This is a genomic window from Nocardia neocaledoniensis (genome assembly GCF_029868625.1).
GTDB lineage: Bacteria > Actinomycetota > Actinomycetes > Mycobacteriales > Mycobacteriaceae > Nocardia > Nocardia neocaledoniensis_A.
In genome coordinates this window covers 1-14,587 of record NZ_JARWOJ010000091.1, presented here as the reverse complement: position 1 = coordinate 14,587, position 14,587 = coordinate 1, and the positions used below count along the sequence as shown (strand labels likewise).

Sequence of the window (14,587 nt, the reverse complement as noted above, 5' to 3'; positions counted from 1 at the left end):
CTCCTGAGTACGGGGATGTTCACGCCGAGTGGTCTGCGGTCGCGCGGGCGGTCTCCGGGGGAGTGGACGAGGTCGCGCCGCGGCGCCAGGCCTCCTCGGCGACCGCGACGGTCTCGATCAGTGGTGCGCTGGTGTCCAGCGTGCCGGCGCCGGGCCAGGCGACGTCGGAGGCCGCCATCGCGTCGGCGATCTCGGCGGTCGCGTCCGACTCGCTCCCGCGTCGGTCACCGATGCGCTGGTGGGCGAGGTCTCGGGGGCAGGCGCATCGCAGCGCGATCAGTTCGGCGGCGACGTCGCCGGCCAGCGTCTCTGCGCGGCGGCGATCCTCCTGTCCGGTCCAGCTCGCGTCGAGGATCACCGAGACGCCACGGGCCAGCAGCCCGCGTGCGCGGTCGAGCAGTTCGTCGTAGACGCGGGCCCGGTGGGCCGGGGAGTACCGCCCGGCTCCGAATCGGCCGATACCGCCGTCGATCTGCCCGGTGCTCGCCAACTCCGCGCGCAGGTGGTCGCTGGAGAGCAGCGTCGCCCGGGTCCGCTCGGCCAGGCGGGTGGCGACCGTCGTCTTTCCGGTTCCCGGCAGCCCGCCGACCAGGACCAGTCGCACCGCACTCTGGTCGAGTCGCTCCGCGGCGATGCGCAGATGCCGCCCCAGCCGAACGCCTGCGGTGGCATCGCCCTGTCCGGCGCGGATGAGGTCCACCTTCGCACGTACCGCGGCGCGATAGGCGATGTAGTGATCGCGCAGCGACTCGGGCGCTGGATCATTCACTGCGCGTTGATAGTTCGCGACGAACGCGTCGGCCAGCTCGGGACGGCCGAGATAGGTGAAGTCCATCGCGAGGAACCCGATGTCGTCCAGGCCGTCGACGTAGCGCAGTCGATCGTCGAAATCCAGGCAATCGAGGACCTGGAAGCCGTGGTCGAGGTCGAAGATGTCCTCGGCCAGGAGGTCACCGTGGCCATCGACGATGCGCCCCTGCGCGATCCGGTCCTCGAACAGTTCGGCCCGGCCCTCGAGGTAGGTCATCGCGCGCCGGTCGATCCGGTCGAGCAGGTCCGGCTCGATCAGTTCGGCGGGCCCGGAGCGCAGGGGATCCAGCAGGGCCCGCCACCGGGCCCGCAGCGCGTCCGCGGTGCCTTCTCGGTCGATGTCGTGGCCGCGTCGCGCGGTGCGGTGGAAGTCCGCCAGCAGGTCGACCAGCGCGGTGAGATCCGCCGCGGGAAGCTCGTCCGCGGCGAGCAGTGCCGACAAGCGCCGGTGCGCGGGCATGCGGCGCATGACCAGCACGGGCTCGGCCGGGCCGCCCTCGGGGTCGCTCAGATGCGCGACCCCGAGATAGACGTCCGGTGCGAGCCGCGCATTGAGCGTCAGTTCACGGGCACAGGCGTGTTCGCGCAGTGCCGGTGTGCTGAAGTCGAGGAAGTCGGTGCGCAGCGGCTTTTTCGTCTTGTAGGCCCGCTCGCCGCACAGCAGGACGACACCGGTGTGGGTTTCACAGACCTGGGCCGGCGGTGGCCCCGCAGCGCACTGCGCGGGGTTCATGAAGGAAGGACCAGCGAGGCGCCCGCGGTCGCGCCGCCGTCGAGCACGAATTCCGAGCCGGTGGAGAACGTCGCCTCGGTGACGATGAAGCCGACCATCGCGGCGACCTCTTCCGGCTCGCCGAAGCGTGGAAGCGGCTGTCCCGCGGCAACACCGGGATCCATGTCGGCGGTCATCGGGGTATGGATCGGTCCCGGGTGCACCGAGCAGACGCGGATGCCCGCCGCGCCGAGCTCGAGCGCGGCGGCTTTGGTCAGTCCCCGGAGCCCCCACTTGCTCGCGACATAGCCGGCGATTCCGGAATACCCGATCAGACCGGCGGTGGAGGAGACATTGACGATCACACCGCCGCCGGCGGCGCGCAGTCGCGGTGCGGCCAGATGCATGCCGAGCCAGGAGCCGACGAGATTCACGTCGAGAACATGGCGGAACCGGGAGGGCGATTCGGACTCGACACCGCCGAAGTCGAGAATGCCGGCATTGTTGATCAGCACCGCGAGCGGCCCGAAGTTCGCTTCGGCATCGTCGAGAACCCGCCGCCATTCACTCTCGTCGGTGACGTCGAGATGACAGAACATCGCCTGGGATCCGAGCGCGGCGGCGGTCTCGTGTCCTTCTCGTTCGAGCAGGTCAGCGACGACGACCCCCGCTCCTGCTTTGACGAGGGTACGCGCTACGGCCGCGCCGATGCCGCGCGCGCCGCCGGTGACGACGACGCTGCGTCCGTGTAGATCGGTCATGATGATCGAGCCTTTCCTGTCGGTTGTCGAAGATGGGTGCTCAGGCCGGGCGTGGGCGAACCGTGGGAGTGGCCAGCGCGTTGTCGAGAAGGACTCGGCGTTCGGCGGACGCGACGACGCGGCGCGTCGCGGCGACCGCGTCCGGCGTCACCGACACCGAGGTGATGCCCATGCGCACCAGGTGTTCGGCGAACTCCGGCCGGTTCGAGGGCGCCTGGCCGCACAGTGACGAGGTGATACCCAGGCGCCGTGCGGTCCCGACGATCCGGGAAATGGCGTCCAGCACCGCGGGATCCGATTCGTCGAACAGCTCGGCGCAGTCTTCGGAGTCGCGGTCGACACCCAGCATCAGCTGAGTCAGGTCGTTGCTGCCGATGGAGACACCGTCGATGCCGAGGCCGACATATTCGGGCAGCCAGTGCAGCACCGAGGGCACCTCGGCCATCACCCAGCGGTGCAGGCCACGGTGCCGTCCCAGAGCGCTGGCGTCGATGAGTTCCAGACACGCTTCCAGTTCCCAGCGGGTACGCACGAACGGGATCATCACGTGCAGGTTCGGGTTGTCCTGGCGGGCGCGGGCAAGCGCCGAGAGTTCGGCGCCGAACAGATCGGGCTCACGGACGTAGCGATAGCAGCCGCGGTAGCCGATCATCGGGTTGTGTTCGACAGGCTCGTATCGTTCGCCGCCGCGCAGCGCGCGGAACTCGTTGCTGCGGAAGTCGGTGGTGCGATAGATCACCGGTCGAGCGCCGAACGGCGCGGCGATTCGGCTCAGTGACTCACCCAGCCGGTCGATGAACTGCTGCTGTTCGCCCCGTGCGAGGAGATCGCGGGGGTGACGGCCGTCGAGCGCGCGGGTCAGCAAGGTTTCGGCGCGCAACAGACCGACGCCGTCCACGTCCTGCGCGGCGACGGCCGCGGCGGTATCGGGAGTGGCCAGGTTGACGTAGATTTTGGTCGCGGTGGTCTCGGTGGCGGATCTACGCGGTTCGACGTGTGCGGCCGAAGGCCGTAGCGGGACCTCTGTGGCGCCGGCTGTGACCCGCCCGGTGGAACCGTCGACCGTCACCCGGGTGCCGTCGACGAGAGTCGACGTTGCGGTGCGGGCACCGACGATGCAGGGAATTCCCAGTTCACGTGCCACGATGGCGGCGTGACAGGTCATGCCGCCGCTGTCGGTTACCACGGCCGCGGCACGCGACAAGGTCGGTAGCCAGTCCGGATTCGTCATCGGCGCCACGAGGACTTCGCCCTTGCGCAGCTGCTCCCCGAGTTCCGGCGAGGCCAGCACACGAACGAACCCGGACGCCATACCGGGCGCCGCGCCGATGCCCTGGACCAGCGCCGCGTGGCCGGCGGGACCCGCGCTCGGCTCGCCGGCCTTCTCGGTCGGCGTCGTGATGGGTCGCGCCTGCACGATCCAGAGAGCACCCGTGTCGTCGAAGACCCACTCGACGTCCTGCGGGATGCCGTCGTGGTGGGCCTGCACCGAGAGCGCCAGTCGGGCGACCTCCCTGGCCTGCTCGTCGGTCAGGACCGCAGAGGCGGCGTCGGTGGCATCCAGTTCGACCCGGCGGTCACCGTGCGGACCGGAGACGATCGCATAGGTCTGCTGTCCGGTCCTGGTGTGCAGCAGGGTCGGGCCCGTCGCGTCGAGCAGGTAGGTGTCGGGCTCGACCGCTCCGGAGACGACGACCTCGCCCAGCCCCCGCGCGGCTTCGACGACGACGCGATCGCGTCGCCGCGTCGCGGGGTCCGCGGTGAAGGCGACCCCGGCGGATCGGGCATCGACCATCCGTTGCACGACCACAGCCATCGCCGGGCGGCCGCGCATCCCGCGACGAGCCCGGTACGTCAGCACCCGCGGACTGAACAGCGACGCCCAGCAGTCGACCACGGCGGCCAGTAGCGCGTCCCGGCCGCGAATGTTGGTGCGGGTCACGTTCATCCCCGCGAAGGAAGCGCCCGCGCTGTCCTCGCCGATCGCCGAGGAGCGCACAGCGACCGGAATCTCATCGCCGAGCGCGCGATAGGCCGTCGAGACGGACTCGCGGATCGCGTCATCGAGGTCGACAGAGCGGACGATCTCCGCCATCTTCTCGCACAGGTGGGCGAGCTGAGCGGTGTCGCTTACCGCTGCCAGGGCCTGGTCGTGTAGCTGCCCCAGAGTTGTTCCGACAGGGCTGTCGATGATCGCGTGTTCGTAGGCGGCGGCCAGTACGACGAAACCGGCGGGTACCGGCAGGTCCGCGGCGACGAGTTCGCCGAGGTTCGCGCCCTTGCCGCCGGCGCGGTCGGCGTCCGTCATCCGCAATTCCCGAAAATCTGCGACGAATTCGCCCATCTCGGTCCCCGTTCCCGGTCGGTGTCGATGTCGGTTCAAGCCTCGCTGGGACCGACATCGCCCCGATACGGTCGAAGGTCCCGCGCGGGTGCGGGCGTTGGTCCCTCGGTGGAACCGGAGCAGGACACGGACTACCCGTCCGGGTCCCGGTCGGCGCGATGCGAAGTCCCCGGCGCGGGTGGCCTTCAGCCCTCACGGCGGTGTCCTTCGGATCTGGGGTCGGCTCGGCCCTGCGCCGAGGATGGAGCTATCGAGCACGACCCCGGGATGGGTGACAACGAGGTCCCCACCCAGCCACACCGGCACAGCGTGGTGGACGGTGTGGCTCGAGCCCCTGATGTAGACGGCTTCCGTGGGGTATCGCGCCGACTTCCGGTGCCGCGTGCGCCGCACCCGTGTCGACAAGCAGGAGAATCCATGTCGAATCATCACGATCCACTGGCCCCGACCGTTCATACGGCCCATGTGTGGCTCCGCGCCGTCGCTGAGAGCCTCGACACCGACGATCGCCGGTTCGCCCTGCGAGCACTGCGTGCGTGGTTGCACACGGTGCGCGATCGGGTCGGTATCGACAGTTCGGCGCATCTGTCCGCGCAGCTGCCGGAACTGTTGCGTGGGGTGTACTTCGAGAACTGGGTACCGAGTCACCTTCCGGTGCGCCACGGCCTGCGGGAGTTCTGCTCGCAGTTCGCCCGGGAAGCCGGGATCGAGCCGGCGGACGTTCCCGGCGTGGTGGCGGCGGTGACCTACGCGCTGGACGCGAAGTTCTCGCCCGGCTTGCTCCCGCGCGTGTTCTCCGGGATGCCGATCACGCTGTTCCGCCTCCTGTACGGGGCGACCACCGATATCGCGGGCGAACTGCACGTGCCCGCGCTCGACGGGGAAGAACGCCCCGAGCCGGATCGTTTGACGCGGCTCGAGCAGCACGTGACGACACTCACCGAGGCCGTGATGGCACTGTCACACGGGCTCGAACAATTGCCCACCGAGGCCGACGCCTCCACGCGGACCGCCGAATCCGCACGCCGTGCGCATGATCTCCTGCTCGCGAGTGGCTTCGGTGCGGGCGTACCCCTCTGACCTGCGCGGAACGAAACGGGGTTCTCGATGACTATCGCGCGAAGACCTGACCTGGCGACAGTGCGCGCCGTATACGAGCGGGCAGCCCGAGCCCCCTCGCTGCACAACAGCCAACCCTGGCGGTGGCGCTGGGACGGAACCGGAGCCGCGTTGCTCGTGGACCCGGACCGGCTGCTGCCCGCCACCGACTCGTTCAACCGGGAAGGCATTCTCGCTTGCGGGGTGATGCTGCACCACGGCGAGGTCGCGTGGGCGGCGGCGGGCTGGGATACCCGGATCACCCGTATGCCCTCACCGACCGTGCGTGCCCACGTCGCGACCATCGAACCCAGGACGCGGCACGAGCCCCGAGAAGCCGACCAGGAGCTCGCCGCGGCGATCGACCGGCGATACAGCGACCGGATGCCCATGGACCCGCCGCTCGAATGGGTGACTACGCCGAAGGTGCTGGAGTTCCTCGGCGACAGGTCACACACGAGGGTGACCTTCCTGGACGGCGACGGTGTCGGCGCGCTGCACCGGATCTCGGAGCTGACTGGGCGACTACGCCGATACGACCCGAAATACGGTGCCGAACTGAGCTGGTGGACCTCGGGCCCAGACCGGGGTGGCGGGGGAGTCCCCGCAGCCGCGTTGCCCTCCGCGGCGGACCGTGGCCGCGTTCCGCTGGGGCGGCAATTTCCCGTCGGTTCGGCCGTTTCCCCGGATTCCGACGCCGACGACGCGGCCAGGGTGATCGTGCTGTCGACCGAGAGCGACTCGCCCGAGGCTGTCTTGGATTGTGGATACACGCTGTCGGCGATACTGCTCGAGTGCACGGTGCACGACCTGTCCACCTGCACCGTCTCCCACGTGACCGAGCTGCCGTCGTCGCGCGCGATGGTGGCAGAGCTGGTGGGGCAGCGTCATCCGCAGGTGCTGGTCCGGATCGGCGGGGCCCGGACGCCGCCGCCCCCGCGGACCGCTCGGCGCCCTGTCGACAGCATCTTGGACATCGATGATGCCGCCGGGTCCTCGGAATGAGAGCCAGGTATCGAAGCACGGGGAGAACGAATGCGGTCCCGTCGTGCGAACTTCGGCATCCGGCGCCACGGTGCTCGATACACGGGCGTGTGAGCGGGCTCAGCGTCCGAAGTGCCCTCGGGACAGGGACTTCGGCTTCTGGCGACGCGCGTGGTGGCGAGGCGATGATCCGATCATGAGCGTCTCGACGAACTTTCACGCCCCTGGCATCGGGGCTTCGTTCCTGGTCTCGGCTCTCGGCATACCGTGGATCGCGCGGTGCGTGCCGACCATGGCCGAGTTGCGTTACCGGGGACGGCGTACCGGACGACGCATCGCGCTACCGGTGGCGTACGCGCGGGTGGGCGATCTCGCCGTCGTCCGGGTGGGGCGCTCCGAGACCAAGACCTGGTGGCGCAATTTCGCTCTGCCACACCCCGTATCGATCCGGCTGCGCGGCCGCTGGGCGGACGGTGTGGCGCATGTCGCCCACCCGGGTTCGCTCGAGCACGAGGAGCTGGCGGCCTATTATCAACAGACTTTCCCCCGCTGTGCGGTTCCGGTGGACGATCCTTTGGTGGTGATCGAGCTGCCCCGGCGCCGGCGCGGACACAGTGATACCCAGGCGGAGCGGACGCCGAGCGCGTTCTGGCGGCGTTGGATGACCTCGGTGACGGTCGGTGAGGCGCTGGGTTTCGCGGCTCCCGCGGTGGTCGGAACGCTGGTGCGCGATGCCTCGCTCGGTGTCACGATCGTGGCGCTGCTCGCGGCGGGGACCGTGGAAGGCGCAGTGCTCGGGGTCGCGCAGGCGCGGGTTCTGGTGCGGGTGGTGCCTGGCCTGCGGGCGCGCGTGTGGACGACCGCGACCGCCCTGGGCGCTACGGTGGCCTGGGCGATCGCGCTGACCGCGGTGGCGGTCGGCGCTACGGTGGCGCGCTGGCCTGTCGCGGTGTCGGCGGCGCTGAGTCTGATGGCTGCGGCGGCGTTGGTGTCGTCGATCGGGGTCGCGCAGTGGGCCGTGCTGAAGCGGTTCGTTGCGCGAGCGCATCGCTGGATCGTGGGCACCGCGCTGGCCTGGTTGAGCGGGTTGGCGGCGTTCTTCGCCCTCACCACTCCGCTGTGGCAGCCGGGTCAGCCGTTCGGTCTCGTCGTCGTCATCGGCCTCGTGGGAGGAATCCTCATGGCGGCGGTGATGGCGGCGGTGACCGGCTGGTTCCTGGCCGCCCTCCTGGCCACGCCCGTGTTGTCCGGGGAGCGATGAACCGCCGTCCGCACCGGCGGCGCCCGGTCGAGTGGACCGTCGCTACCGGTGCGATCGCGTGGCACGGTCAGGGATGGGCGGTGTTGATGGCGGAGGCTTGGGGGAGTTGCAGACTGTCGGCGACGGTGCCCGCCCAGCGCCGCACGGCATCCCAGTCACGTAGGTCGCCGTAGCGGGTTCCGCCGAGCAGCCGGAACATCGCGCGGGCGCGCCAGGACACTCCTTCGCGTTCGTACTTCCCGGCGAACGCGGCGTACTCGCGAGGGTGCAGCGCGCTGATGGCGGCGCCGACCTTGCGCGGAATCTGGCGTCCCGCCCACCGGCCGACCGGCCCGCGAAGGGCAGGGCCGAGTCCGACCGTGAACAGCCAGACCTCCCTCGCGGTCAAGGTGGGCAGGTTGTGCCGGATATAGGCATTGGCCTCGGGGAGCAGATCCATGTCGTGGATGGCGCTGCCGATGATGACGGTGCCGATGCCCGTCAGGTCCGGCGCGTGCTCGATGTCGCGCAGTTCCACGTGTGCGCCGCGGGACACCAGTTCCTCGCAGATGAACTCCGCGATGTCTCGCGTGGAGCCCTGCGCGGTGGCGAACAGGATCGCGACATGGGGTGAAGGTGTGGGAGTCATGGTGCCAGCTTCGCTCGGACAGGCCGACTCAGAGCAGAGCCGGTATGCCTGTCTTGCGGGGACCAATGGCACCGACGCGACGCGGTCGTCAGGCAGTGACCAACGCGGTCGGCGGCGGGTCCTTCGGCACTCCACCGGGATCCGGCGGCGCGGGACGATCAGACGATGACTCACGATCCTGCCATCAGCATTTCGGGGCTGAGCAAGTCCTTCGGTCCGACCGTGGCATTGGACGCGCTCGACCTGACCGTGTGCCGCGGCGAAATACACGGCTTCCTCGGGCCGAACGGGGCGGGCAAGACGACGACGATCCGGATCCTGCTCGGCCTGCTGCGCGCGGACTCGGGAACGGTTCGCGTGTTCGGCTCGGATCCATGGACCGACGCGGTGGCTGTACACCGCCGGATGGCCTATGTGCCCGGCGAGGTCACCCTGTGGCCGGGAATCACGGGCGGCGAGACGATCGATCTGCTCGCCGAACTGCGGGGCGGCATCGACCCGCGCAAACGCGCGGAGATGCTCGCCCGTTTCGAGCTGGACCCGGCGGTCAAAGCGCGCGCTTACTCGAAGGGGAATCGCCAGAAGGTGGCCTTGGTCGCGGCGCTGGCCTCGGACGCGGAGCTGTTCCTCTTCGACGAACCCACCGCGGGCCTGGACCCGTTGAAGGAGAGGGAATTCCAGCTGTGCGTTCGCGAGCTGGTCGGTGAGGGTCGTACGGTGCTGCTGTCGAGTCACCTGCTCGCCGAGGTCGAGGCGCTGTGCGATCGGGTCAGTATCGTCCGCGGCGGCCACACCGTGGAGACAGGAACGCTGGCCGAGTTGCGACATCTGCGCAGCACCACGATCAACGTCGAGACCGAGCGGCCGGCCACCGCGCTGGCGCGCGTGGCCGGCGTGCGAAATCTGACGGTCGACAACCGGCACGCCCGCTTCGACGTCGACGCCACAGACCTGGAGCGTGTGCTGCGCGCGCTGACCGAGCTCGGTGTCGTCTCTTTGACCAGTGCGAAGCCGACGTTGGAAGACATCTTCCTGCGTCACTACACCGGTGACCCGGCCACGGCGGGGGCGTCGTGAGCACCGCGGTCGCCGATCCCGGGACAGCGGGCGTCAGCACCCTGCTCCGCTTCACGATGCGGCGGGAACGCCGGATCCTGCCCTGGTGGTTGCTCGGCACGGCGGCCCTGCTGGGTCTGCAAGCGGTGAGCAGCCAGAACTTCTACGACACTCCCGCCAAGCTGGCGCAGTTGCGCGCCACGATGGAGGCCAACGCGGCCGTCGTGGCGATGGGCGGCCCCACCCGCCTGCTGGAAACAGTGGGTGGTGAGGTCGTCTTCGAGATCTTCGCCTATCTGGCGATCGTCGTCTCGCTGATGAACATGTTCCTCATCGGGCGCAACACCCGCTCGGACGAGGAGACCGGACGCGCCGAGCTGATCCGGTCGGCGCCGGTGGGCCGGCGCGCCATCCTCGTCGCCGCGCTCCTCGGCGCGCTCGCGGTCGACGCCGTCGCGGCCGTGGTGGTGTTCGGCACCGCGGTGGTGAGCGGCCTGCCGGTGTCGGGTTCACTGCTGGTCGGTATCTCGATCGCGGGTATCGGTTTCACCGTCGCCACGGCCACGGCGGTCGCGGCGCAGATCTTCGAGAACCCGCGCAGCGTCTATGGCACGGTCACCGCGCTGATCGCGGGAATGTACGTGGCGCGGGCCGTCGGCGACACCGGCACGGACGCGGTCGCGTGGATCTCACCGATCGGATGGGGACAGCGCACGTTCCCCTATGTCGACGACCGCTGGTGGCCGCTGGCGTTGTTCGCGGCGACCTCGGTGGCTTTGAGCGCCACCGCGCTCTGGTTGTCGCGACGTCGCGACTTCGGCGCCGGATTGTTCGGCTACCGAACCGGACGTGCGAAGGCCTCGCCGTTGCTGAGGTCCCCCATCGGTCTGGTCTGGCGCTTACAGCGAGGCGCCGTCCTCTCCTGGGCCCTCGGGGCCGCGGTGCTGGGCGGTGCTTACGGCTCCTTCGCCGACAGCATCGAGCAGTTCCTGGCCGACAACCCGGAACTGGCGGCCTATCTCGGGGGAGCCGTCGACGACGCGGTCGATTCGTATCTCGCCTTCACACTGACGATCAGCGCGCTGCTGGCCGCCGCGTGCGGCGTGGCCGCCGTCTTGCGCGCACGGTCGGAGGAGGACACGGGCCGATCGGAGTTGATCCTGGCGGGACCGGTCGGCCGCGCCCGCTGGCTCCTGGGCTATGTGACGGTCGCGGCGGCGGGCAGCGCGATGGTGCTCGGCGCGGGTGGGTTCGGTGAGGGCCTGGCCCACGGCCTCCGCGTCGGCGAACCTTTCCAGGCACTGCGGCTGGCGGCGTCGGCGCTGGCGTACCTGCCGGCGGTCTGGGTCGTCGTCGCCGCGGCGGCGGTCTTCCTCGGCTGGGCACCGCGGATCGCGTCGCTTCTCGGGTGGACCTACTACGGGTACGTCGTGGTCGCTCTGCTGTTCATCGACGCGTTCGACCTGCCCGGATGGCTTGCCGGCGCTTCGCCGTTGCGGCACCTGCCGCTCGTGCCGCTGCACCGTCCCGACGCGCTGGCGACGGCGGTCCTGTTCGCCGTGACGGTCGTCGCGACCGGTGTCGCCGCGATGGGCGTCCGGCATCGCGACATCGGCCGTTGACCCGGTGACAACGGCGGGGCCGGGATGCCGGGATCACCGGTGGCGAAAGGCATCTGTGGCCAGGACCAGGGTCCCTAACGAAATGACCAGCGGATTGGTCGAATTGGGGAAACGACGCCGGCGCGGCGGCAGCTGACCGATCGCCCCCGTCCGATTCGAGGAGATCATGATGACGAATGTTCGCACCGGACCGGGATCCGCGCGATGAGGGCCGGCGACCACGCGAGAGGACTGATGATCACGGTCGGCGTGATCTCTCTCATCGGGCTGATCGATGCCGCCACCGGCCGCAACTGGGATCTGGTGGTCGTCTTCGGCGCGAGCATCGTGCTCACCGCCGCGGCGGCGTTGCGGCTGTCCGGCACGCGCCGATCCATCGGTCTCCGTGACGATCTGGCTCGATGGCTCGAAGATCGTGCCGCCGCGGGCGACGAACCGGTGGAGCGGGTAGCCGATCGTGCCGTCGCCGCTTACCGGAGCGGTCTCACCAGTGAGAAGGATCCGGCATGACGAGCGTCGACACACTGGGCGCCGCCGCGTCGGCTGACCGGGCCGAGGTGTTGATCCTGTCGGGCACCGGGCTGAGCGGCAGCCTCGTCGGCGGCAAAGCCGCGGCGCTGGACCGACTGATCGGCTGGGGCGTCCGGGTTCCCGCGGCGGCCTGCGTGACGGCCGCGGCCTACCGCGTCGTTGCCCGCCGACCCGAGGTGGCCGAATTGCTGACGCGTCTCGAGCGCGGTGAATCGGCGCTCGCGTCGGAGGTCGATGCCGCGTTCTCCCGCGCGGGGCTTCCCCGGACCATCCTCGACGAGGTGTGCGCGGTCGCGGCGCGGGTGGGGGCGGGCAAGCCCGTCGCCGTGCGCTCCTCGGCGACGGTGGAGGACATGGACGCTTCGTCGTTCGCCGGTCAGTACCACTCCGTTCTCGATGTCGACCCCGCCGACCGGGCGGCCGTCGAGAGCGCTGTGCTGTCGGTCTTCTCCTCGTTGCATCACCCGGCGCCCCGCGCCTACCGTCGTGCACTCGGTATCGGCGACGCGGATGTGGCGATGGCCGCGCTGATCATGGCGATGGTGCCGCCGGTCCGCGCCGGGGTCCTGTTCACCCAGGACCCCACCGGCGCCACCGGGACAGCGCGGATCGAGACCGTGCACGGCTTGGCGGAGACGCTGGTCTCGGGCAAACAGACGCCGCGGGTCCTGCTCGTGTCGGATGGGAAGGTGCCGACCGAAGCCCCGGCCGAAGCCACTGAACTGGTCGCGGTCGCGCGCGAGATCGAGCAGCGTGCCGGGTGCCCGCAGGATATCGAGTGGGCCTGGGACGGGCTCAGGCTGTGGATCGTCCAGGCCCGGCCGATCACTGTGCGCGCCGCAGATGAGGATCCGTTCGATACAGCCGCGCGTGACCTGACGGGAAGCGACTTCACCACCGAGGGCATCGCGGAAATGCTCCCCGGCGTGCTGCCGCCGCTGCGCTGGGACGTCTGTTCGTTCGTCGTCGAGGAGGCGCTACGGGCGATGTTCGACGGACTCGGCACGCGGCCGCTCGACACGATGACCGCGCCGCACCGCCTGCTGGTTCGGCGTCACGGGCGTGCGGCCCTGCACGCCGGGGCCACCGGCTCGGCGATCGCGCCCAATCCCGCGTCGCGAGGACTCACCGACCGCGTCGCGACCATACGTCACCGAGCTCGCGCGGCGCGTGTCCGTCGCCGCGCCGTCTTCGATGCCGACGTCGCGATCCACGCAGCGGAGGAAATCGACCGCACGGCAACGATATTGGCGAATTTGGGCGAAGACGAGCTGTGCCGCTACCATCTCGCGCTGATCGATCTGGCCACCCGGGCGATGGCCGCCGAGATCACCGTCGCGGCGGACGCGGGCGCCATTCACGAAGGCCTACGGTTGCTCCTCGCCCGGTTCGGCCCGGCCGAGGACGCGGCACGTCTGGCTGCGGCAGCCACGGTCCCCGAGTCGGTCATCGTCCCGAGTCCGCGCGCATCCATGGCGATACCAGTCGGCCCGACCTGGGCCGAGTCCGGGCAGGAACCGCCCACCGGGTCACCGCATGCGGTGGAGTCGGCCGCGGTCGACACTGTCATGGAGATGATCGATGCGGGGCCGCGGCGCCCGAGGACCGACATCGGTCGCTGGGTGCGGCTGCGTCAGGTGGAAAGACTCACCCACGAGGCTCGTGCGCAGTTCGAGCGCCGCGAACGAGCCAAGGCCGCGATTCTGCTGCTGGGCGGGGAGATCCGCCGTGTTCATCTCGATCTCGGGCGTCGTCTGGTGCGCGACGGTGTACTCGAGTCGGCCTCGGACGTCGAATTGCTGACCGCCGGTGAGTTCCGGGCGGCAGCGCGAACCAAGCAGGTGCCGGTGCCCGCGGTGCTGGATCGCCGACGGCGCCGGGTGCTCCGCCAGGAGCAGCTCGACCCGCTGCCACAGCGCTTCCGTGGCGACTCCGACAGCGCCGCACCCGCCGAGGCCGCGACGGGGCGTCAGTTGCGCGGCTGGGCCGCGGGCAACGGCCGGTTCCGTGGTGTCGCACGTCGCGTGACTCGTCCGGATCAGCCGCTGAACGCCGACGAGGTTCTTCTCGCGACAACGACGGATCCCTCCTGGGCTCCGTTGCTCATGCGCTGCGGCGCGATGGTGATCGAGCAAGGCGGCCCTCTGTCGCACGCCGCCATCCTGGCGCGTGAGTTCGGCGTGCCCGCCGTGTTCAACCTCCCTGGCGTCGCCCGCGCCCTCGACGGCCGCCTCGTGGAAGTCGACGGCACCGCGGGGACCGTGACACTTCTCGACGAAGGACCTTCCGATGATGACCAGTTCAGCGCGTGACCGCGCGCGCGCCGCGCTGCTCGGCGTCGATCGGTTGCACATCTTCGTTCCCGCCATCATGAGCGTGGGACTGTTGTTCTGGCTGGCCAGCGAGTTGCGCGAGCTCCTGCGTAGCAGCGATGAGGCCTCGCGTGCCAAACGAGCAGGCATCGCCGGGCACGCGGTCGCACGAATGACCACGGCCACCCGCGCACCCGATAACGCCGCGGCTCTCGGTCTGCGGCCGCGGCCGGTCTATCTGCTGATCGCGCTCACGCTCGCGGGTGGAGCTCTCTACGTGACGATCGGATCGGTCGCCAACTTCTTCCAGCAGCCGGGCTGGGTGGCCGACATCGCGTGGCTGTTGAGCCTGTCGCTGGCAGTGGCGGTGGGGGCCGCCGGCGATTGGGCGGGCGCCGCCCCCCGGGTGGTGCGGGTTACCAAACCCCCCGCGCGCCCGGCGCGGGGTGTGGCGAATAACCCCGTGGA

Annotated in this window: 12 protein-coding genes; 8 read left to right on the top strand and 4 right to left on the bottom strand. The window is 70.0% G+C overall.

Going from position 1 to position 14,587, the window contains the following annotated elements; genetic code table 11:
• Positions 1–19: 19 nt before the first annotated feature.
• Genes QH270_RS06045 through ppsA form a run of 3 tightly spaced genes read right to left on the bottom strand, consistent with a single transcriptional unit; the run spans position 20 to position 4,627 of the window.
• Entirely contained in the window at positions 20–1,543 is a 1,524-nt protein-coding gene (locus QH270_RS06045; RefSeq protein ID WP_280339402.1) for an AAA family ATPase, read from the bottom strand.
• Complete coding sequence (locus QH270_RS06040; protein ID WP_280339400.1) at positions 1,540–2,283, bottom strand: SDR family NAD(P)-dependent oxidoreductase; 744 nt, start codon at positions 2,281–2,283, stop codon at positions 1,540–1,542. The genes QH270_RS06045 and QH270_RS06040 overlap by 4 nt, the downstream gene beginning before the upstream one ends.
• Before the next feature lie 40 nt (positions 2,284–2,323).
• A complete protein-coding gene (gene ppsA / locus QH270_RS06035; RefSeq protein WP_280339399.1) occupies positions 2,324–4,627 on the bottom strand; it encodes a phosphoenolpyruvate synthase in 2,304 nt (767 codons plus the stop codon).
• A gap of 417 nt (positions 4,628–5,044) precedes the next feature.
• On the opposite strand from ppsA, the gene QH270_RS06030 reads away from it, so the two are divergent.
• From QH270_RS06030 to QH270_RS06020, 3 genes are all read left to right on the top strand, one after another.
• Positions 5,045–5,707 carry a DUF2267 domain-containing protein gene (locus tag QH270_RS06030; RefSeq protein WP_280339398.1) on the top strand — a complete coding sequence of 221 codons (663 nt, stop codon included), beginning with the start codon at positions 5,045–5,047 and terminating at the stop codon, positions 5,705–5,707.
• Positions 5,708–5,734: 27 nt separating this feature from the next.
• Positions 5,735–6,730 (top strand): Acg family FMN-binding oxidoreductase, encoded by a 996-nt coding sequence (locus QH270_RS06025; protein ID WP_280339397.1) that lies wholly within the window; start codon positions 5,735–5,737, stop codon positions 6,728–6,730.
• Positions 6,731–6,905: 175 nt separating this feature from the next.
• Positions 6,906–7,970 carry a hypothetical protein gene (locus QH270_RS06020; RefSeq protein WP_280339396.1) on the top strand — a complete coding sequence of 355 codons (1,065 nt, stop codon included), beginning with the start codon at positions 6,906–6,908 and terminating at the stop codon, positions 7,968–7,970.
• Positions 7,971–8,037: 67 nt separating this feature from the next.
• Here the strand turns inward: QH270_RS06020 and QH270_RS06015 are convergent, their stop codons facing one another.
• On the bottom strand, positions 8,038–8,598 hold the full coding sequence (locus QH270_RS06015) for a flavodoxin domain-containing protein (RefSeq protein ID WP_280339394.1): 561 nt from the start codon (positions 8,596–8,598) through the stop codon (positions 8,038–8,040).
• 165 nt (positions 8,599–8,763) lie between these two features.
• Here QH270_RS06015 and QH270_RS06010 point away from each other — a divergent pair, with 165 nt between their 5' ends.
• The 5 genes from QH270_RS06010 to QH270_RS05990 form a co-directional block, all read left to right on the top strand.
• On the top strand, positions 8,764–9,675 hold the full coding sequence (locus tag QH270_RS06010) for an ABC transporter ATP-binding protein (RefSeq protein WP_280339393.1): 912 nt from the start codon (positions 8,764–8,766) through the stop codon (positions 9,673–9,675).
• Positions 9,672–11,276 carry an ABC transporter permease gene (locus QH270_RS06005; RefSeq protein WP_280339391.1) on the top strand — a complete coding sequence of 535 codons (1,605 nt, stop codon included), beginning with the start codon at positions 9,672–9,674 and terminating at the stop codon, positions 11,274–11,276. The genes QH270_RS06010 and QH270_RS06005 overlap by 4 nt, the downstream gene beginning before the upstream one ends.
• A 234-nt stretch (positions 11,277–11,510) precedes the next feature.
• On the top strand, positions 11,511–11,786 hold the full coding sequence (locus tag QH270_RS06000) for a hypothetical protein (RefSeq protein WP_280339390.1): 276 nt from the start codon (positions 11,511–11,513) through the stop codon (positions 11,784–11,786).
• Positions 11,783–14,119 carry a PEP/pyruvate-binding domain-containing protein gene (locus QH270_RS05995; RefSeq protein WP_280339389.1) on the top strand — a complete coding sequence of 779 codons (2,337 nt, stop codon included), beginning with the start codon at positions 11,783–11,785 and terminating at the stop codon, positions 14,117–14,119. Before QH270_RS06000 ends, QH270_RS05995 begins: the two co-directional genes overlap by 4 nt.
• On the top strand, positions 14,097–14,587 hold a 491-nt coding region (locus QH270_RS05990), incomplete at its 3' end, for a hypothetical protein (RefSeq protein WP_280339388.1). The genes QH270_RS05995 and QH270_RS05990, both read left to right, overlap by 23 nt.

Bases quoted from the DNA above. Each gene is read 5' to 3' on its own strand.
- QH270_RS06045 (WP_280339402.1), bottom strand. From the start codon at position 1,543: ATGAACCCCGCGCAGTGCGCTGCGGGGCCACCGCCGGCCCAGGTCTGT.
- QH270_RS06040 (WP_280339400.1), bottom strand. From the start codon at position 2,283: ATGACCGATCTACACGGACGCAGCGTCGTCGTCACCGGCGGCGCGCGC.
- ppsA (WP_280339399.1), bottom strand. From the start codon at position 4,627: ATGGGCGAATTCGTCGCAGATTTTCGGGAATTGCGGATGACGGACGCC.
- QH270_RS06030 (WP_280339398.1), top strand. From the start codon at position 5,045: ATGTCGAATCATCACGATCCACTGGCCCCGACCGTTCATACGGCCCAT.
- QH270_RS06025 (WP_280339397.1), top strand. From the start codon at position 5,735: ATGACTATCGCGCGAAGACCTGACCTGGCGACAGTGCGCGCCGTATAC.
- QH270_RS06020 (WP_280339396.1), top strand. From the start codon at position 6,906: ATGAGCGTCTCGACGAACTTTCACGCCCCTGGCATCGGGGCTTCGTTC.
- QH270_RS06015 (WP_280339394.1), bottom strand. From the start codon at position 8,598: ATGACTCCCACACCTTCACCCCATGTCGCGATCCTGTTCGCCACCGCG.
- QH270_RS06010 (WP_280339393.1), top strand. From the start codon at position 8,764: ATGACTCACGATCCTGCCATCAGCATTTCGGGGCTGAGCAAGTCCTTC.
- QH270_RS06000 (WP_280339390.1), top strand. From the start codon at position 11,511: ATGATCACGGTCGGCGTGATCTCTCTCATCGGGCTGATCGATGCCGCC.
- QH270_RS05995 (WP_280339389.1), top strand. From the start codon at position 11,783: ATGACGAGCGTCGACACACTGGGCGCCGCCGCGTCGGCTGACCGGGCC.